At 29.0% G+C, this 19692-nt stretch carries 21 protein-coding genes; 18 read left to right on the top strand and 3 right to left on the bottom strand.

The annotated features are described in order from the left end of the window. Positions 1-40 precede the first annotated feature (40 nt). From ACJDT4_RS14110 to scpB, 16 genes are all read left to right on the top strand, one after another. Positions 41-241, top strand: a complete 201-nt coding sequence (locus ACJDT4_RS14110) for an exodeoxyribonuclease VII small subunit (RefSeq protein WP_406788329.1) — start codon at positions 41-43, stop codon at positions 239-241. Beyond that, positions 234-1103, top strand: coding sequence for a polyprenyl synthetase family protein (locus tag ACJDT4_RS14105; protein ID WP_406788213.1), 870 nt, complete (start codon positions 234-236; stop codon positions 1101-1103). The genes ACJDT4_RS14110 and ACJDT4_RS14105 overlap by 8 nt, the downstream gene beginning before the upstream one ends. Before the next feature lie 742 nt (positions 1104-1845). After that, complete coding sequence (locus ACJDT4_RS14100; protein ID WP_406788212.1) at positions 1846-2433, top strand: hypothetical protein; 588 nt, start codon at positions 1846-1848, stop codon at positions 2431-2433. Positions 2434-2435: 2 nt separating this feature from the next. Continuing rightward, the gene (gene dxs, locus ACJDT4_RS14095; protein ID WP_406788211.1) at positions 2436-4295 is read left to right on the top strand and encodes a 1-deoxy-D-xylulose-5-phosphate synthase; all 1860 of its coding nucleotides are present in this window, start codon (positions 2436-2438) and stop codon (positions 4293-4295) included. Between the two features lie 22 nt (positions 4296-4317). Beyond that, complete coding sequence (locus ACJDT4_RS14090) at positions 4318-5133, top strand: TlyA family RNA methyltransferase (protein ID WP_406788210.1); 816 nt, start codon at positions 4318-4320, stop codon at positions 5131-5133. A gap of 12 nt (positions 5134-5145) precedes the next feature. Next, the gene (locus ACJDT4_RS14085) at positions 5146-5997 is read left to right on the top strand and encodes an NAD(+)/NADH kinase (protein WP_406788209.1); all 852 of its coding nucleotides are present in this window, start codon (positions 5146-5148) and stop codon (positions 5995-5997) included. Further along, a complete protein-coding gene (locus ACJDT4_RS14080) occupies positions 5997-6449 on the top strand; it encodes an arginine repressor (protein ID WP_406788208.1) in 453 nt (150 codons plus the stop codon). Before ACJDT4_RS14085 ends, ACJDT4_RS14080 begins: the two co-directional genes overlap by 1 nt. Positions 6450-6460: 11 nt before the next feature. Continuing rightward, on the top strand, positions 6461-8161 hold the full coding sequence (gene recN, locus ACJDT4_RS14075; RefSeq protein WP_406788207.1) for a DNA repair protein RecN: 1701 nt from the start codon (positions 6461-6463) through the stop codon (positions 8159-8161). Between the two features lie 159 nt (positions 8162-8320). Next, on the top strand, positions 8321-9532 hold the full coding sequence (gene spoIVB / locus ACJDT4_RS14070; protein WP_406788206.1) for a SpoIVB peptidase: 1212 nt from the start codon (positions 8321-8323) through the stop codon (positions 9530-9532). 337 nt (positions 9533-9869) lie between these two features. Further along, positions 9870-10715, top strand: a complete 846-nt coding sequence (gene spo0A, locus ACJDT4_RS14065; protein WP_406788205.1) for a sporulation transcription factor Spo0A — start codon at positions 9870-9872, stop codon at positions 10713-10715. Positions 10716-10872: 157 nt separating this feature from the next. Further along, positions 10873-11523: a stage II sporulation protein M gene (gene spoIIM, locus ACJDT4_RS14060; protein ID WP_406788204.1), complete on the top strand. Its 651-nt coding sequence runs from the start codon at positions 10873-10875 to the stop codon at positions 11521-11523. Between the two features lie 267 nt (positions 11524-11790). Further along, positions 11791-12669, top strand: coding sequence for a site-specific tyrosine recombinase XerD (gene xerD / locus ACJDT4_RS14055; RefSeq protein ID WP_406788203.1), 879 nt, complete (start codon positions 11791-11793; stop codon positions 12667-12669). 37 nt (positions 12670-12706) lie between these two features. Then, positions 12707-13522 carry a purine-nucleoside phosphorylase gene (locus ACJDT4_RS14050; protein ID WP_406788202.1) on the top strand — a complete coding sequence of 272 codons (816 nt, stop codon included), beginning with the start codon at positions 12707-12709 and terminating at the stop codon, positions 13520-13522. An 86-nt stretch (positions 13523-13608) separates the two neighbouring features. After that, positions 13609-14817, top strand: coding sequence for a D-alanyl-D-alanine carboxypeptidase family protein (locus ACJDT4_RS14045; protein WP_406788201.1), 1209 nt, complete (start codon positions 13609-13611; stop codon positions 14815-14817). Between the two features lie 71 nt (positions 14818-14888). Then, positions 14889-15632, top strand: coding sequence for a segregation/condensation protein A (locus tag ACJDT4_RS14040; protein WP_406788200.1), 744 nt, complete (start codon positions 14889-14891; stop codon positions 15630-15632). Continuing rightward, positions 15619-16200 carry an SMC-Scp complex subunit ScpB gene (gene scpB, locus ACJDT4_RS14035; protein ID WP_406788199.1) on the top strand — a complete coding sequence of 194 codons (582 nt, stop codon included), beginning with the start codon at positions 15619-15621 and terminating at the stop codon, positions 16198-16200. The genes ACJDT4_RS14040 and scpB overlap by 14 nt, the downstream gene beginning before the upstream one ends. A 62-nt stretch (positions 16201-16262) precedes the next feature. Here scpB and ytfJ read toward each other — a convergent pair whose 3' ends face one another. Both ytfJ and ACJDT4_RS14025 read right to left on the bottom strand, forming a co-directional pair. Continuing rightward, on the bottom strand, positions 16263-16715 hold the full coding sequence (gene ytfJ, locus ACJDT4_RS14030) for a GerW family sporulation protein (protein WP_406788198.1): 453 nt from the start codon (positions 16713-16715) through the stop codon (positions 16263-16265). A 46-nt stretch (positions 16716-16761) separates the two neighbouring features. Then, positions 16762-17301: a DUF2953 domain-containing protein gene (locus tag ACJDT4_RS14025; protein WP_406788197.1), complete on the bottom strand. Its 540-nt coding sequence runs from the start codon at positions 17299-17301 to the stop codon at positions 16762-16764. Positions 17302-17512: 211 nt separating this feature from the next. On the opposite strand from ACJDT4_RS14025, the gene ACJDT4_RS14020 reads away from it, so the two are divergent. Beyond that, complete coding sequence (locus ACJDT4_RS14020; RefSeq protein ID WP_406788196.1) at positions 17513-18613, top strand: D-alanyl-D-alanine carboxypeptidase family protein; 1101 nt, start codon at positions 17513-17515, stop codon at positions 18611-18613. A 75-nt stretch (positions 18614-18688) separates the two neighbouring features. Here the strand turns inward: ACJDT4_RS14020 and ACJDT4_RS14015 are convergent, their stop codons facing one another. Continuing rightward, the gene (locus tag ACJDT4_RS14015) at positions 18689-18946 is read right to left on the bottom strand and encodes a helix-turn-helix domain-containing protein (protein WP_406788195.1); all 258 of its coding nucleotides are present in this window, start codon (positions 18944-18946) and stop codon (positions 18689-18691) included. A gap of 222 nt (positions 18947-19168) precedes the next feature. Between ACJDT4_RS14015 and ACJDT4_RS14010 the strand changes: the two genes are divergently transcribed. Then, complete coding sequence (locus ACJDT4_RS14010) at positions 19169-19588, top strand: hypothetical protein (RefSeq protein WP_406788194.1); 420 nt, start codon at positions 19169-19171, stop codon at positions 19586-19588. The last annotated feature ends 104 nt before the right edge of the window (positions 19589-19692 follow it).

Below are 19692 nucleotides of genomic sequence, written 5' to 3'. Positions count from 1 at the left end.
AGGAATTAATTTGCCAGCAAAAAAAGAAAATTATGAAAATATGCTTTCTAAGTTAGAAACGATAATACGTGATATGGAAGATGGCAGTCTTACCTTGGAAAAGACGTTAAAAAACTATGAAGATGGTATGGCACTTTATAATAAACTTTATAAAATGTTAAATGAGGCAGAAGGCAAAATTAAGATAGTTGCAGAAAATGGAGAAGAAGACTTTCTGAAAGAGAGTGAAAAAGATGAATAATCAAGTTCTAAAAAGTGAAGTAGAGGGTTATTTAGAAAGGTGTTTTAAGAACGAAGGAACATATGATAAAAAGTTATATGAGGCTATGGATTACAGTTTAAATGTAGGTGGAAAAAGAGTAAGACCGCTTCTATTTTTAAATACATATTGTGTATACAAGGAAAATTATAAAGAAGTTATAGATATAGCTGCTGCAATTGAAATGATTCACACATACTCGCTTATTCATGATGATCTTCCATGTATGGATAATGATGACTTGAGAAGAGGAAAACCAACTAATCATAAAGTCTTTGGTGAGGCTATGGCATTACTTGCTGGTGATGGACTTTTAAGTGAGGCTATGAGTACAATGTTTAAATACTGCTGTAAACAAGGTTTAAATGCAGTTAAAGCATGCTCTTTAGTAGCTAAAGCTTGTGGTGCTTATGGTATGGTAGGTGGGCAGGTTGTTGATATGATTAGTACAGGAAAAGAAATAAGTGGTGATCAATTAAAGTATATGCATAGAAAAAAAACAGGAGCACTTATTAAAGCAGCTATTTTAAGTGGAGCAGTTCTAGGGGAAGCGCCTAAGGATGAGTATGAGCTTTTTGAAGAATTTGGAGAAAAGGTTGGTCTTGCTTTTCAAATAAAAGATGATATTTTAGATATTGTTGGTGACTCAAAGATTATGGGTAAAAAAGCAAAAAGTGATATAGAAAATAACAAGACTACTTATGTTACAACTTATGGTTTAGACGAGTGTAAAAAAATGTGTGCTGATATAACTGAAGATTGCGTGAACATACTTTCTAAGATAAATGGCAATACAGAGGGATTAAAAGAAATTACTGAATTTCTTCTTGAAAGAAAAAAGTAAATAGTTACCATGAATAATTAGTAAAATTATTATAAACTAATTTTTATGTTTTTGAATATTTAAAAATACTATGATATAATTTTAATTAGTATATTTTAATATGTGGTGCAGTATTCTAGTCAGGTAAGTGTTTTTTGAAGGCGGGGCTAAAAATCCGTTAAAGGGCATATCGATGAAGTTTCTGGTGCTGGCCTGGAACGCCCAGTTCTGGGCTTGTGCTGGAAGTTAAGGGAGCTGGGGCACTCACAATGGCATGTGATTCTGACCCTACTCCCGTGGAGACCAATTATTGTATACAATGCGAGAGGCTCTGTATACGAAATTGGGTTAAACCTGCATTGTGGTTAATAGCTATGTGCAGTGTAGCCTGCCTTGAGTGGTAATGGGAGAGGAGATAAAACGGGTTTGAGCTTTTCGGCCGGAAATCTTAAACTTATTGTACTCTGAAACCATTATTGCAAAAGAGGATATGAAGACACCTAACTGTTGAGGAAAACTCCTAGACTGTTTTTATAAGGCAAAATAGGGATTGCAGTGCGGACTTAGTGGCAATTCAGTCCTAAAATTGGCAACATTTTAGTTTTGGAATTAAAAGGAAACTGCCATACGGCGACGTATGGTTACCAAAAGGGAAAACCTACTGAACCTATGCCGCAAGATTTACTTGTTTTGCTACCACATATTATAAATAGTTATTGATTTTACCATCTTAATATCATTTAAATGATATGTATATGGAGGAATGGGCGTGGCCAAAAATAAAAATAAGGGTAATGCTAGAGAAAGACGTAGATGGCTGTTTAAAATATTTTTATGGTCAATTACTATAAGTGGTAGCATTTCTCTATTAACAGATTCGCTACTAAATAGAGTAAATACATTAGTAGCTTTTATTTTGTTGATTTTTATAATAAGTCTTGGAATATTTTTTGATATAATAGGAATTGCAGTTACTGTTGCTGATGAAAAACCATTTCATGCTATGGCTTCAAAAAAAATACATGGAGCTAAAATAGCAATAAATATGGTGAAAAATGCAGATAAGGTGTCTACGTTTTGTAATGATGTAGTAGGCGATATATGTGGTATTGTAAGTGGGACAATGGGAGCAATAATTGTTGCAAAGTTAATTTTAATTTTTAGGAATTTTGATTTTAGTGTTATAAATAAAAACATTGCAGGGAGCATTGTAAATGTGTTAATTGGAGCACTTATTGCAGCTTCAACTATATGTGGAAAATCCCTTGGGAAAACTTATGCAATTAATAATAGTAATGTTATTGTTTCAAAGGTTTCAAAACTATTGTACCTGATAGCAAAGGATAGATGATAATGTATAAAATACTTGATAAATATAGTAACATTGAAGAAGTAAAGAACATGAATATCAGCAAATTAAATGAGTTCGCTGATGAAATAAGAAATTTTTTGATACATAAAGTTTCTAAAACTGGAGGGCATCTGGCCTCTAATTTAGGTGTTGTTGAACTTACCTTAAGTTTGTATAAAGTTTTTAATTTTAACAAAGATAAGATTATATGGGATGTGGGACATCAATCTTATGTGCATAAAATTTTAACAGGTAGAAAAGATAAATTTGATACTTTAAGGCAGTATGGTGGAATAAGTGGCTTCCCTAAGAGAAAGGAAAGTCAGTATGATTTTTTTGAAACTGGACACAGCAGTACGTCACTTTCAGCAGCAGCAGGTTTTGCAAGAGCTAGGGATTTGTCAAATGAGTCTTATAATGTAGTGGCAGTGATTGGAGATGGCGCATTAACAGGAGGTATGGCATTTGAAGCATTAAATGATATAGGATATAGAAAAACTAAGGTGATAATTATACTTAATGATAATCAAATGTCTATTGCTAAAAATGTTGGAAGTGTTTCAAAATATTTAAATAAGATAAGATTAGATCCTAAATATAATAAAATTAAAGAAGAAGTAAATGAGAAGCTTAGAAAAACAAATATTGGTTCTGAGGTTGCCAATTCAATAAAAAAAATAAAAGGTGGATTAAAGAGGATAGTAGTTCCAGGAATGTTTTTTGAAGACATTGGTATAAAGTATCTTGGTCCTATAGATGGCCATAATATGAGTGAACTTGTAGATGTTATAAGCAAGGCTAAAGAAATTAAAGAACCTGTAATAATTCATGTTATAACCCAAAAAGGAAAGGGATATGATTATGCTGAGAAAAATCCTAACAAGTTTCATGGTGTAGGTCCTTTCAATTATGATAATGGTGAGGTTTATTCCTCTTCTGGGCTTACGTACTCAAAGGTTTTTGGAAATACTATTATTGATATTGCAGAGAAGAATGATAAAGTAGTTGGGATTACAGCAGCAATGCCTGACGGAACAGGATTATGTGAATTTTCTAAGAAATTTCCAAAAAGGTTTTTTGATGTTGGTATAGCAGAGCAGCATGCAGTTACTATGGCAGCTGGATTTGCAGCATCGGGATATAGACCTATCTTTGCTGTTTATTCCACTTTTCTTCAAAGAGCTTATGATCAAATTCTACATGATGTGTGTATTCAAAAACTTCCAGTTATATTTGCCATTGATAGAGCTGGTATAGTTGGAGAAGATGGAGAAACCCATCAAGGAATTTTTGATTTATCCTATTTAAGTAGTATGCCTAATATGACTATTATGACACCGAAAACTACAGGTGACTTAAGTGTTATGCTAAATTGGGCTGTAAATCAGAATTATCCAATAGCTATAAGATATCCTAGGGGAAAGGATGCCGATTCTATTGAGCTTCCACCTATTAAAGAATTAAAATTAGGTAAATGGCAGATTATAAGTGAAGGAAAGGATATTGCAATAATAGCAGCAGGTAAAATGGTACAGCATGCATTTATGGCGGCAAAAAAATTATCTAAATCAGGTATAAATTGTACAATTGTAAGTGCTGATTTTATAAAACCAATTGATAAGGAACTGATTACTAAACTTGCAAGGGAAAATTATAAATTTGTGATTATTGAAGAAAATGTTTGCCATGGTGGGCTTGGAAGTAGTGTTTTAGAATATTTGAATAATAAAGATATTAAAAATAAAGTTTTAATGCTTGGACTTAAGGATGAATTTTTGATTCAAGGTAAAACTGATATATTATACAAGGTGTGCGGATTGGATGTAGAAAGTATATGCAATAAGATTCTTACTTTTGCATAGATGTTAGGAAAAGAGGAGTGTTATGTCGCAAAATAAGGAAAGGTTAGATGTACTTTTAGTAAAGAAAGGTATGTTTGAATCTAGGGAAAAAGCAAGGGCTAGTATAATGGCAGGAGAAATATATGTAGATAATATAAGAGTTGATAAATGTGGAGAAAAAATAAAATGTGATGCAAGTATAGAATTTAAGGGAGAAAAGATGCCTTATGTAAGTAGGGGCGGGTATAAGCTCGAGAGGGCAATGAAATCTTTTGGTATTAAACTTAGTAACAAAGTTTGCTTTGATATAGGTGCTTCTACTGGAGGATTTACTGATTGTATGCTTCAAAATGGAGCAGCTAAAGTATTTGCTATTGATGTTGGATATGGACAATTTGCTTGGAAACTTAGAACCGATCCTAGGGTTGTATGCATGGAAAGAACTAATGTTAGATATGTTACTAATGATCAGATTGGAGAATATGGAAATTTTGCAAGCATAGACGTATCTTTTATATCCTTAAAAAAAGTTATACCAACTGTAGCTAATTTACTTTATGAAGATGGTGAAGTAGTTGCACTTATTAAACCACAATTTGAGGCTGGTAGGGAAAAAGTAGGGAAAAAGGGTGTAGTAAAAGATCCTAACACACATGTTGAAGTAATAAGTGAAATTGTGAAATTCATAAAAGAAAATGGTTTTGAGATTCTTGGTCTTGATAATTCTCCTATAAAAGGACCTGAAGGAAACATAGAGTATTTAGTATATTTTTCTAAGAATAATACTTTACATAAAGGTGAATTTAATGATGATGATATAAAAAATGTTGTTAAAATAGCACACGAAAATCTTGATTAGGAGAAGTTTTCTATGAAAATAGTAGGTGTAAATATTAATAAGGATAAAGATTGTGATGGGAAAATACGAAATTATATTGAGAACGTATTTCGTGAGCAAAATAAAAGAATAAAAGTTCAATTTTATGATAGTTTAATTGACTTCGAAAAAGATTTTAAAGATATTCCGGATATATTTATTGTATTGGGTGGTGATGGTACAATTTTAAATGCAGCTAGAAAGCTCGCATCAAGTGGAATACCTATATTTGGGGTTAATATTGGACACTTAGGCTTTTTAACGTGCATTGAAATTTCTGAATTAAAGAAGTCCTTAAACAAGATAATTAATGAAAATTATTATGTAGAAGATAGAATGATGCTTAAGTGTACGTATGTGCAAAATAAAATGGCAAAAGTTTTTTATTCATTGAATGAAATTGTTTTATCAACAGGAATTTTGGGAAGAATATTTAAGTATAGGATAAAGGTTAATAAATCATTTTATATGGATTTTAAGGCTGATGGTGTAATAATATCTACGCCAACTGGATCTACAGCATACAATCTTTCAGCTGGAGGACCAATAATATACCCTGATCTTGAACTAATATCAGTAACTCCATTATGTCCTCAAGGAATAAATATGAGAACAAGTGTTTTTGATGGAAAAAGTAGTATAAGAGTATGCAATATAAGAAGTAATGAGAGTGTAATGATGTCAGTAGATGGACAAAAACCTATGGAAATATACGATGTTGACTGCATTGAAGTAAGCAAACTCGAATATAAATGTAAGCTTTTAAAGCTTAATGGTTATGATTATTTTGATGTTTTAAGAAAAAAAATAATACTGAGAACTACGGAATGTGAAGGTGATAGTTAATGAAAATATCTAGACACACAAAAATATTAGAAATCATTAATTCAAAGGATATAGAAACACAGGAGGAACTTGCAGAAGAACTTAGAAAAAGTGGTATGGAAATTACACAAGCTACAGTATCAAGGGATATAAAGGAACTAAAGTTAATTAAAGTTCTTTCCCCAAAAGGAAAATATAAATATGCAACTATTTCTCCAACAGAGGTATTCCTTTCAAATAAGTTAGTTGCTATATTTTCTCAGACTGTAATAAATATAGATAGTGTTGATAATTTTGTTGTAGTAAAAACTATAACAGGCTCTGGAAATGCAGCAGCAGAAGCTATAGATTCTTTAAATTTAGATGGAATAGTAGGTACTATAGCAGGAGATAACACTATTTTTATTTTAGCAAGATCAAAAGAAAAAGCATATGAACTAGTTCAAAAATTAAAAAAAATGATGAATGAATAAGGAGATATGCTATGCTTCTTCAGATAAATATACAAAATTTTGCATTAATAGAGAAGCTTACTGTGACATTTGACAAAGGATTTAACATTTTATCAGGCGAAACTGGAGCAGGAAAATCTATTTTAATTGATGCTATAAATTGTGTTTTAGGTGGGAAATCAAGCAGAGGATTTATAAGAACTGGAACAGATAGAGCTTTTGTAGAGGCTGTATTTACCATTGAAAATGAAAAAACGGAAGCAGTACTAAAAGAAATGGACATAGAATGCGACGATTTAGTTATAATAAGTAGAGAAATGTTTAAGTCAGGTAAAAGTATTGCCAAGGTTAATGGAAAATCTATTCTTGTATCAAGACTTAAGAGTGTAAGTGATACGCTAATTGATATTCATGGACAGCATGAGAATCAGAATTTACTTGAGGTTTCAAATCATATTTTTTATTTAGACAATTTTGGAGAAGAAGATATTTTAAATCAAATAGAAAAATATTCTGAATTTTATAAAGAAATGATGGATATAGATAAAAAAATTAAAGATCTTAAAGTATCAGATGATAAAAATGGAAAAATATCTGATTTCTTGAGATATCAGATCGATGAAATAGAAAAAGCAAATTTAAAAATTGGTGAAGATGAAGAACTTGAGGAGAAATTTTCGGTTATATCTAATAGTGAAAATATATCTAAAATATTTGCTGAAGCTTCTGAAATTTTATATGATGGAACAGATAATAATAAATCAATCTATGATTTATTAGGTTACATAGTAAATAAGCTCAGAAGTGTTGAAGGTAAAAGTGAAAAAATCAAAAACATAGCTGATTCACTTGAAGGGATTTATTACAACACTCAAGAAATTGTTCAGGATATAAAAGATATAAAAGATAATGTAAGCTTTGATGAAAAGGAATTAGAATATATAAACAGCAGGCTATTTCAAATTGATAGCTATAAGAAGAAATATGGAAAAACTATAGAAGAAATCTTTAAGTATAAAGAAGAAATTCAAAATAAATATGATGAATATATAAATAGGGAAGAAATAATTAAGAATTTAGAAGCAAAAAAAAATAAGGTGCTTGAAAAACTTATTCTTGAGGCTGAAAAACTTCATGAAATGCGTACTAAAGTTGCGAAAGATCTCGAAATTAAAGTTAAAAGTGAACTTAATTATATTGGTCTTGAAAAAAGTATATTTAAGATAGATGTGAGCTTTGATAAAAATAGTATAGGAAGTCTTGGAGCAGACAAAGTTCAATTTCTAATTTCAACAAATCCTGGAGAGCCATTGAAATCTCTTGAAAAAGTTGTATCTGGAGGAGAACTTTCAAGAATAATGCTTGCAATAAAAACTGTGTTTGTAGATAAGGATAAGGTTCCTTCTGTTATATTTGATGAAATAGATACTGGAATAAGTGGTAGAATAGCTCAGAGTGTAGCAGAAAAAATGTATACAATTTCAACAAAACATCAGGTGTTTTGTGTAACACATCTTGCACAAATTGCATGTATGTCTGATATACATTTTTGGGTTTCAAAAAATACACAAAATGGGAAAACATACACTAATGTAAAACGAATTAACGAAGATGAAAAGAAAAAAGTTTTAGCACTTATGATTGGCGGAACTGAAGTAACTAGAATTACTGTGGAACACGCTGCGGAAATGATACAAATAGCAGAAAAGAGAAAAAAACAATTACTAAAATAAAGATTTTTCTTTTATTTAAAAACATGAATAACAAATTCATGTTTTTTTTTATTCAAATTTAGACATTAAAATAAAAGAAATGGCTCTAAAAGAAACTTTATAATAGCATAATATAATTTTAAAATGGGAAATTTAAATGTAGAAAAGGAGGTTAAAAACATGAAAAAAATTAAAGCAGTAATATTGTATTGTGTTTTAACTCCTATTATTATTATGAGTATTTTTACTTATAATAGAATTAGAAGTATTCCTGAAACTATATTTGTAAGACAAGGTGAAAATATAAGTAAATATAGCTTTTTATCGTTTAAGCCGTATAAAACTTCAAATTCTACAAGCAAAATAAAATTAAAAAAGGATAAAGTTAATGTCAGTATATTAGGAATATTGCCAGTAAAAACTGTAAATTTGAAAGCTGTTCCTAAAATAAAATTATATCCTGGAGGACAGCCAGTAGGAATAAAACTTAGTACAAAGGGTGTCCTTATAGTTGGCTTTAGCGATATTAATACTTTGCAAGGGAAGATTCCTAGTCCAGCTGCTAAGGCAGGATTACAAATTGGAGATAGTTTAATAAAAGTAAATAACCAAAATGTATTAAATTCAAAAGACTTAGCAAATAAAATAAGCAAAAGTGAAAAGGAACAGCTAAATTTAACTATAGAAAGAAAAGGAGAGTTTATAGAAAAAAAGGTTCCTAAAATCAAAAGTGAAGATGACGAAAACTATAAAATAGGGCTTTGGGTAAGAGATTCGACAGCTGGTATAGGTACATTGACTTTTTATTATGATAAAGGTAATCAATTTGCTGCTCTAGGGCATCCAATTACTGATGTTGATACAGGAACAATTTTAAAAATAAATAGTGGAAACCTTATAAATTCTTCTGTAGTTTCTGTGAGAAAAGGTGTAAAAGGAACACCAGGAGAAATAAGGGGAATATTTGTAAATGAAGAAAGCCCTATAGGAGCTATATATAAGAACACTATATGTGGAGTATTTGGAAAGGGTTCTAACAGCATAAAAAGTAGTATTGATAAGAAACCAATTGAAATAGGACTTAGAAATGAAATAAAAGCAGGCGAAGCACAAATATTAACTACTATAAATGGTGATAAACCGGAAGCTTATTCAATACAAATAGAAAAGCTATTTGATCAGCAAGAACCAGGTCCTAAGAGTATGATAATCCGAGTTACTGATCAGAGACTTTTAAAGAAAACTGGTGGAATTGTTCAAGGAATGAGTGGAAGTCCTATAATACAAAATGGTAAAATAGTAGGTGCAGTTACTCATGTGCTTGTAAATAAACCGGAAGTTGGTTATGGAATATATATTGAATGGATGCTTAAATCCTCCGGTATACTGTGAAGTTGATAAAACAAAATTTAACTTATGCAAATTTCAAAATAGCATAGGAACTGCATAAGTTAAATGCTTTTTTTCTACATAAAATAATGGAGTATGTTGTAGTTATTAAAGTTATTTACTTTGTTAACATATGTAATATATATAATAAATTATTTGTAAATATAATCTACATCTTGATTTTTTGTTTTTTTAGTAATAAAATGGAAAAAAGATATAAATTGAATTAGCTGTTAAGTTATAAAAAATAATTTATTTTAAAAGGGAAAAAGGCAGTTTTGTCGAATACTTCAATAGCTCATGTTAATTAATGGTAAAAAATAATAAAGGGGAGTCAGAAATGGAAAAAGAAAAAATAAGTGTTTTAATTGCAGATGATAATAAGGAATTTTGCAATATTCTTAATGATTATTTGCTTAATCAAAGTGATATTTTTGTTGTAGGAATAGCTAGAGATGGGATTGAAGCATTAAAGTTAATTGAAGAAAAAAAACCGGATTTAGTTGTTTTGGATATCATTATGCCTCATTTAGATGGTCTAGGAGTTCTTGAGAGGCTTAATAATATGAAATTAAGCAATACACCTAGAATAATAATCTTATCTGCTGTAGGACAAGATAAGATAACTCAAAGAGCTATTACACTTGGAGCAGACTATTATGTTGTAAAACCTTTTGATATGGAAGTATTTATAAAGAGAATTAGAGAAATGTTTAATAATGTTATAGCTACCAATAGTACCAATGATATTTCATCTAGCTTTAGAGAATCTGAAATAAGACATATGTCTTCAAGTTTTAGTAATACTTCAGAATATACTCAAAGCTCAACACTTAATTTAGAGGGTGAAATAACATCAATAATACATGAAATAGGTGTTCCAGCTCATATAAAGGGGTATATGTATTTAAGAGAAGCAATAACTATGGTTGTAAACAATATAGAATTATTATCGGCAGTAACTAAGGAACTATACCCATCTATTGCAAAAAAATATAACACTACTGCAAGCAGAGTTGAAAGAGCTATAAGACATGCTATAGAAGTTGCATGGTCTAGGGGACAGGTTGAAACTATAAATAAGCTTTTTGGCTATACTATACATAATAGTAAAGGAAAGCCTACAAACAGTGAATTTATAGCTATGATAGCAGATAAATTAAGACTTCAAAATAAAGTGGGTTAAACGTTTTATAGTTTATTTAACAAGTAAGCTTTCTTAATTTTAATAAGGAAGGCTTATTTGTTATGTAAAATTATTATTTATAACATAAATTTAAGTTATAAATTTCTTTTGCTAATCATAAAATTTATCAAAAGTGATTAACAAAAGGAGTGGTATAATGAAAAAGATAGTGGTAAAAAATATTGTTAATAACCATTTTAGAGACAATTTTTTGCTTTATATACTTAGTGCATTGTGTATCGGTATAGGATTTGTTATAGGAGTGTATATAGTAAAGTACATGACAACATCAGATAAAAGTAATCTCTTAAGTTATTTAGTTGATTTTATAAAAGGTAAAGGTGGTAGTGCGGAAAGTTCAAAAATGATTTTTTTTCAAGCTGTAAAAAATAATATTCCTTTAATTTTAGTAGTGTGGTTTTTAGGACTTACTATGATAGGAATTCCAATAATACTAATAATAGATGTCTTAAAAGGTTTTACTATAGGTTTTACTGTTGCGTTTTTTATAAGTGGATTTGGGATTAAAGGAGTAGGTATGGCTATGCTTGGAGTAATACCGCAAAATATAATTTATATACCATGTATTATTTTTTTATCTGTAATTGCTATGGAGTTTTCTATCAAGCTTATCAAAGATAATTCGAAAATGTCTATGAGGAGAAGATTTTTTTCTAATATTGGCTCCTACTCTTTCATGTTTATAGCTATAACCGTCATTATGTTTATAGGGTTCTTTTTTGAAACTTACTGTACTCCTAATATTATAAAAGTAATAGCAATGAATATGTGGGGAATTAACTGTTGAAAAAAGGTGATGAAATTTATTTCCTAATTTTAACGTTGATAAAGTGTTTTTTGATTCTTATTATATTTGGAATATTATTACCTGAAATGGTAGATGTAATAATTACGTATTTTGCAACAAAAAGTAATTTAAATAGTGATAGCGATTTTGTGTATAATATTGTGAGTAGCAAAGAAATTGTATTGAGATTTATTTATTTTTTTAGGCTGTCAATTAGATAAATTATATGGTATCATAAGATAAGTCTGTTATAATGGGAGATTATATATGAATAGTTTTGTTGATAATTATATTGCTGAACTAAAAAATAAAAGTTTAAGTGTGAATACCCTTGATGCGTATATAAGGGATATTAAAAGATTTTATGAGTTTGTTAAGGAAAGAGATGAAAAAGTAGAGGAAATTGAAGTTGTTACAATAATGGCATATGTTCAATATCTTCAAAAAAAGGGACGTGCTAATAGTTCTATAGTTAGAAATGTTGTATCTATAAGAAATTTCTATAAATATCTTGTGAGATTAGGTATAAAAGATGATAATCCTGTTATACAGTATGAATCGCCCAAAATAAAAAGAAATCTTCCTGAAATTTTAACTGTAGATGAAGTAGACAAGCTTTTGAGAAGTCCTGATGAGAGTACTAATAAAGGGATAAGAGACAGAGCCATGCTTGAGATAATGTATGCGACAGGAATAAAAGTAACTGAAATGTTAAATCTAACTATATATGATGTGAATTTAAAGTTATCTTATATAAAATGTAAAGGTATAAAGGAAAAAGAAAGAATCATACCTATAGGCTCGTACGCAGTAAAATGTCTTGAAAATTATTTGAAAATAAGAAGTAAAATTAACATTTATGATTTGGACTTTGTTTTTTTTAATCTTCAAGGCACAAAAATGACAAGACAAGGGTTTTGGAAGCTTGTAAAGTTATATGCAAAAGAAGCAAATATAAATAAGCCTATAAATTCTTATACCTTAAGACATTCTTTTGCAGTTCATTTGCTTCAGAACGGAGCAGATATTAAAACTATACAGGAATTACTGGGACATAGAGATATGGCTACAACTCAAATTTACTCTGGAATTTATAAGAAAAGTAAGATAGCAGAGGTGTATAAAAATACACATCCTAGGGCATAAAAATATAAATTAACAATGGTAGTATGGAGGAATTTTGATGGATTACAATTATATTTTAGAAGCATCAAGGTACATAAAAGAACAAATAAACATAAAGCCTAAAATAGGAATAATATTAGGATCTGGACTAGGTGATCTTGCGAAAGCAGCAGTTGAAGCTAAGACTATAAAGTATAAAGATGTACCACATTTTCCAGTATCAACGGTTAAGGGGCATGCTGGGCAATTTGTATTTGGAAAGCTAGATGGTGTAGAGGTTGTTATGATGGAGGGAAGATTCCATTATTATGAAGGTAATAAAATGGAGAATCTTTCGTTACCGATTTATGTTATGAAAACTCTAGGTATTGAAAAAATTATAGTTACCAATGCAGCAGGCGGAGTAAACACAAAGTTTAAGCCTGGAGATTTAATGATAATTAAAGATCATATAAATTTCACAGGAGATAATCCATTGATCGGAACAAATATAGATGAAATGGGTGAAAGGTTTCCTGATATGTCCAATGCTTATGATAAAAAGCTAGTTGAAGTAATAAAAAAAGTAGCTAGTAATTTAAAGATAGACGTTGTAGAAGGAACGTATTTTATGATGACAGGTCCTAGTTACGAAACTCCAGCTGAAATAAAAATGATAAGGATACTGGGAGGCGATGCAGTTGGTATGTCTACAGTTCCAGAAGTCATAGCTGCTAATCACTGTAAAATAAAAGTAATAGGAATATCTTGCATAACTAATATGGCAGCAGGAATACTGGATGTGCCTTTAAACCACAAAGAGGTAATTGAGACTTCAAATAAGGTGAAAGATAAATTTTCAAGATTAATAAGAGGGATTATTGGCGAAATATAAAGTTTTTTTTTCATTTTGTGATAATTTTTTTTAACATGGTAAAAATAAATTTATAAACTTGATTGTTAGAAAGGATGATACACAAAATGAAGAAAAAGGGGTTTATTATAATAACACTGGCTCTAATAATAATTTTTGTTCAAAGTATATTTTTGCCTGTATATGTAATTGCATTTGCACCAAAAGATAGCAAGAGTAATATTGAAAATCAAAGTGGAATTAAGGTGGATGCAAGATCAGCTATTTTGCTTGAACCTACTACTGGAAACATTATTTATGAAAAAAATTCTCATGAAAAATTTGCTCCAGCATCTGTAACCAAAATTATGACAATGCTTCTTACAATAGAAGCTGTAGATAATGGAAAAATTAAGCTTTCTGATAAGGTTACTATAAGTGAAAACTCTAAAAAGATGGGTGGAAGTTCAATGCTTCTGGATACAGGGGAAGTTAGAACAGTAGAAGAACTTTTAAAAGGAATAGCTATTGCTTCTGGGAACGATGCAGCAGTTGCAATGGCAGAATATTTAGGTGGAAGTGAAGACAATTTTGTAGTAATGATGAATAAAAAAGCTCAACAACTTGGAATGAAAGATACTACGTTTAAGAATTGTACGGGATTAAGCACAGATGGTCATGTTACTACAGCCTATGATATATCATTGATGTCTAGAGAACTTCTAAAGCATCCTAAAATTTTAAAGTATACAGGAACGTATATGGAGACTATAAGTGAAGGAAGAAAAAGTCCAATAGGACTTGTTAACCATAATAAATTAGTTAGATTTTTTAAAGGTTGTGATGGACTTAAAACAGGATTTACAGATGAAGCTAAATATTGTATAAGTGCCACAGCTGTAAAAGATGGAGTTAGAGTACTTGCTGTAATTATGGGAGCTCCTACATACAAAGTTAGAAATAGAGATGCAAGTATGCTCATGAATTATGGCTTTTCAAAATATGAGCAAAAGAAAATTGTTTCTAAGGATGATGTAATTGCTAAAATAAACCTAAACAAAAAAGGTGATAAGTTTTTTATAGCAAAGGCTAATAATAGTTTGACTACCATAGTACCTAAAGGTAGCAACGGTAAAGTTACTAATAAGTGCTTTTTTAAGTTGAAAAAAGATAATAAGATAGTAAAAAAAGGAACTATAGTAGGGTACTGTGAATATTATTCTGATGGCAAGAGTATAGGAAAAGTAAGTATATATTGTGATAGGGATATTAAAAAAGGTGGTTTTCTTGAAAATTTAAGAAAAGACTTTAATAAGGTATTTGATAATTCTATATAGACTATGTTAGAATAGCTGTGAAGTTAAACTTTACAGCTATTTTTTATGCTAATTTTAATAGGGGAGATTTTATGACATTAAATATAAATATAAATAATTTTCAGGGACCATTTGATTTATTGCTGCATCTCATTAAAAAAAATGAGATGGATATATATGATATAAAAATTCATGAAATCACAAATCAGTATATGGAATATCTAAACGAGATGAAAGAAATTGATTTAGAGGTTACTTCTGAGTTTATTGTTATTGCAGCGACGTTAATAGAAATAAAATCAAAATTTTTACTTCCTAAAAGTAAAGATGAGGAAGAAGAGGAAAAGGATCCGAGAGAAGAATTAGTTTCAAAGCTTTTAGAATATAAAAAATTTAAATCTGTTGCAAGTTATTTAAGACAAAAGCAAGAAGAAAGTGGAATTGTATTTTCTAAGAAACCTGAAATTATAGAAGATAAGGAAGATAATAATAGAGACATATTAAAGGGAATAACAATGCTTCAATTGTACAACCTGTTTTGCAAACTTATGAATGACTATGATAATAAATTAAATCATAATAATGTATATTTAAGTGAAATTTCTGTTGATGAATATAAAGTGGAAGATAAAATGGAAGATTTATTGAATGGTGTTAAGCATAAAAAGATTCTGCATTTCTCAGAGATTATTAAAGGATGCCATAACAAACTTGAAATGGTTGTTACTTTTATGGCACTTTTGGAACTTGTAAAGTTAAGAAGCATAAAGATACATCAAGAAAGTAATTTTAAGGATATATTTATGGAAAGGATTGAAGGTTATGAAGAAAATTAGTGTAGAACAATTAGAGATAAAGGGTATCTCTAATAATGACAATAATTATGAGTCTATAATAGAAGCAGTTCTATTTGCTAGTGGTGAACCTTTAAAGCTTAAACATATTTCTTCAATTATCGAATGTAATGAAAAATATGCAAAACGAGTTTTGGATGATATGATTATGAAATATAATGATGAAAAACGAGGGATAAAGCTTATTTGTATGAATGGTAGTTATCAACTTGTTACAAAACCCGAAAATAGTAGTTATGTAAGCAAACTGTTAAAAACTAATTCAAGACAATCCTTATCTCAAGCAGCTATGGAAACTTTAGCTATAATAGCTTATAAACAACCCATTACAAGGATAGATGTAGATGAAATAAGAGGTGTTAAAAGTGATAGAGCAATATTTACTCTTCAAGAGAAAGGTCTTATTAAGGAAAGTGGACGACTTGATGTTCCAGGACGACCTATTTTGTATTCAACTACGGATGAGTTTTTAAAGAGTTTTTCTATAGGAAACTTAGAAGAATTACCAAGTCTTGATGAGTTTTTAAAAGAAAATGAGGAAATAAATTAGAAAAAATTTTTAACTAATTATATCTGCTTATATAAATAGCAGATATAATTAGTTGTGATTTTTTAAAAATCAATTTCATCGTCATGGTGTTTAGTCTTTTTTTCTTCATCTTTTGATTTTAAATCTTTTTTATCGAATTTATGTGTGTGTGACATGTTTTTAATCATATCCATTACCTGAGGCACCAAATCTACTATTTTTTCGTAGGTATTTTCTGCATTTAAAGGTAGAAGCCTTACGGAATCATCCTTCAATACTAAAAATGCTACTGGCTTTATTGAAATTCCTGATCCGGAACCTCCGCCGAATGGGTAGTTCTTCTGACTTTCTGGTGAAGCAGAACTGTTAAATTCACTTCCGCCTGAAACAAATCCAAATGATACTTTAGATATCGGTAGTATAAGGGAGTTTCCATCTCCTTTAATTGGATCACCAATGATGGTATTTACATCAACCATTTCTCTAATATTTTCCATAGTGCTTTTCATTAAGTTTTCAATAGGATGATTATCCATAATACGATTCCTCCTAAAATTTTATATACATTTTAAAAAATACAAATTAATTATGGGCATATTTTAATTGCTTATAATTAATTCTTTTATATTTATTATGAGTCTTTACCATAATAAATAGTATAGAGATTGCTATATATATAGTTTTAGCTATATTTATCCAGATTATACTATGAATTTTAATTTCTAATATGTTTTGCTTAAAATTAGGATTAATTTTATAGTCTATATTTTTTATTTTAAAAAAGTTTTTTGAAAATAAAAAAGCAAGCTGAATAAAATAATTTGTTAAACCAAAAATTTCCGCTGTTTTTGCAGCATCATCGAATCCTAAAATTATGTTAGCTCGAATTTTTAAAAGAGGTTTAAAATGAAATCTTTTAATTTCTTTTATATAGTCAAGTGGATAAAAAAAGTGCTTTCTTTCTAAATCATGTTTTGTTTCTTTCATTCTGTTGAATAGTTGTATTTCTTTAACCTGTTTATTATAAAGTTTTAATATAATAGTGTGATTATTATAGAAAAATTCTAATATTACTGGAAATGGTATAAATAAAATTACTAAGATAATTAATAAAATATACATGTATAAACCTCCTAAATAGGATATATGTACATATTATAACCATATTAGTATTTTTTTATAATTATTTTATAAGATAAATATGAATATTTGTAGAGGACATATGGGAAAATAATATAAAGTAATACAAGTTATCTATGCATATGAGACTATATATTAACATAACTAAAATTATGTTAATATAAATAAATGTAAACAAAAGAAGGGAATAAATTTGAAAGCAAATAAATTCAATACCTTTGTATGTATATTAATGACGTTAATAATGCTGTCAAATATCTCCATTAAAGCACAAGATAAAAAATTGTATATTGATGCAAAATGCGCAATAGCTATGGATAGTAAGAGTAAAGTTGTTTTATATGAAAAAAATTCTAATACTATAGTGCCAATGGCTAGTACAACTAAAATAATGACTGCACTTGTAGCAATGAAGTATGGAAAACTTGATGAAAAATTCAATGTATCAAAAAATGCAGTATCTATAAGAGGATCTAAGGTTGGGTATAAGTGTGGAGAAAAGATTACTTTAAGAGAATTATTATACGGATTGATGTTTAGATCGGGTAATGATGCGGCTATTACTATAGCTGAAGGAATAGCAGGAAATGTAGAAAAATTTTCAAAGCTTATGAATGAGTATGCACTTGAAATAGGAGCTTTTAATACTCATTTTATAACTCCACATGGTTTAGATAAAGAGTTTCACTATTGCACAGCATATGACTTAGCCTTAATAACTTCGAAAGCAAAAGAGGATAAGCTATTTAATGATATTGTTGGAACTAAGGATATTGCTGCTGATAAATATGACTTTACAAGAAGTTATCATAATATAAATAGGATACTGAATGAAATTCCAGGAGCAAACGGAGTTAAGACAGGATATACTGGCAAAGCAGGAAAATGTCTCGTAACGTCTGTAAACATTAATGGTAATGATGTTGTTTTTGTTGTATTAAATTCTACACCTAGATGGGCAGAAACCAAAAAAATGTATAATTATGTGTCAAAAAATTATACCTATAAAAAGATAATTTCAAAAGGTGATAAGGTTTATGAAGGTAGTGTGAAGTATGGAAAAAATAAACTACAATTGTATGCTTACCGTGATATAGTAATACCATGTAAAAATAATGAAACTTATTCAACTAAAGTAACTATTTCACCAGAGTTAAAAGCTCCTCTAAATAAAAATCAAAGGGTAGGAAGAATTGATGTGATTGCAGCAGGGAAAAGCATTTATACTGACTATCTAATATCAAATTCGGTTAAAAGTACATCTTATATAAAAAGAACCTGGGGCAGAAATTAAGGTTTAGAGTATAAGTAATAAGTGATAATACTTTTTAAATATATTATCACTTATTATTTATTTCAAAATAAGAAATTAAATTTTGTAGCTGATTTTATTTGACGATTTTTTGCAGTGGTCACATGTTTTATTTTTGCACCCTAACAAGCTACTTGGACAAATGCCTAAATGATATGCAATGCTATATAATACATTAATTGATGGTAGTTTATTTCCATTTTCAATATCCGATAAATATCCATTACTTTTTTTTATTCTAAAAGCCAATTCTTTTTGAGAAATTTGTTTTAGCTTTCGCATTTTCCTTATGTTTAATCCTATGTTTGGGGTCATAGTACTCCTTTCAATATGTAATTTAATTAAAACTATAATTTAATATATTAAACTAATAAAATTGTATTGAGGTAAAAATTATTTTTGACACACATCGATACATAATTAAAAAATATAGGGGAAAATAGGTTATTGTTTCTCTATAAGTGAAATCATAGGTGATATACTAATATTATACATAGAAAAAGTATATACTTGTCAATTTAAAGGGGGAAAATGATTATGAAATTTAATGTAAATGAGATTGATTTGAATGTTGATGATGATTTTGATAAGCAAATAGGAAGTCTGACCAATGGTGAAATAGTGAAGTTAATCAGAAATATTGAGACCAATGTAATTAATCAAAAGTATGTAAATGAAAATATAATTTTTAAACTAATTAAACTTATTGAAAATAGATTGGAATATGCACCAACATTTTCTCAGTACAGAAAATTAGTTATTTGTATTGAGAAATTATTATGGTTAATTAAAAAAAATATAGACTGTGAATACAACGAAAAAGAAGAAGAACAATACCTTAATATTATAAAAATAGACCCTAATATTAGAAACTCGGTAATTAAATTATTAGATTTAGAAAACGAGAGAGAATATAGACTAATGTCTTTTTTTAGGGTAAATGGATTGCATATATAGAAAATCGATATCTGATTATGCAATTTTTAGGCATAAAAATGAAAAAAAGTAGGTAAGCTTTAAAAGTTATAAATATTGTATGATTATGTTGAATATAAAGCATA

Origin of the sequence: Clostridium neuense (genome assembly GCF_045310695.1) — a bacterium.
GTDB lineage: Bacteria > Bacillota > Clostridia > Clostridiales > Clostridiaceae > Clostridium_S > Clostridium_S neuense.
This window is presented reverse-complemented; position numbering and strand designations above follow the sequence as displayed.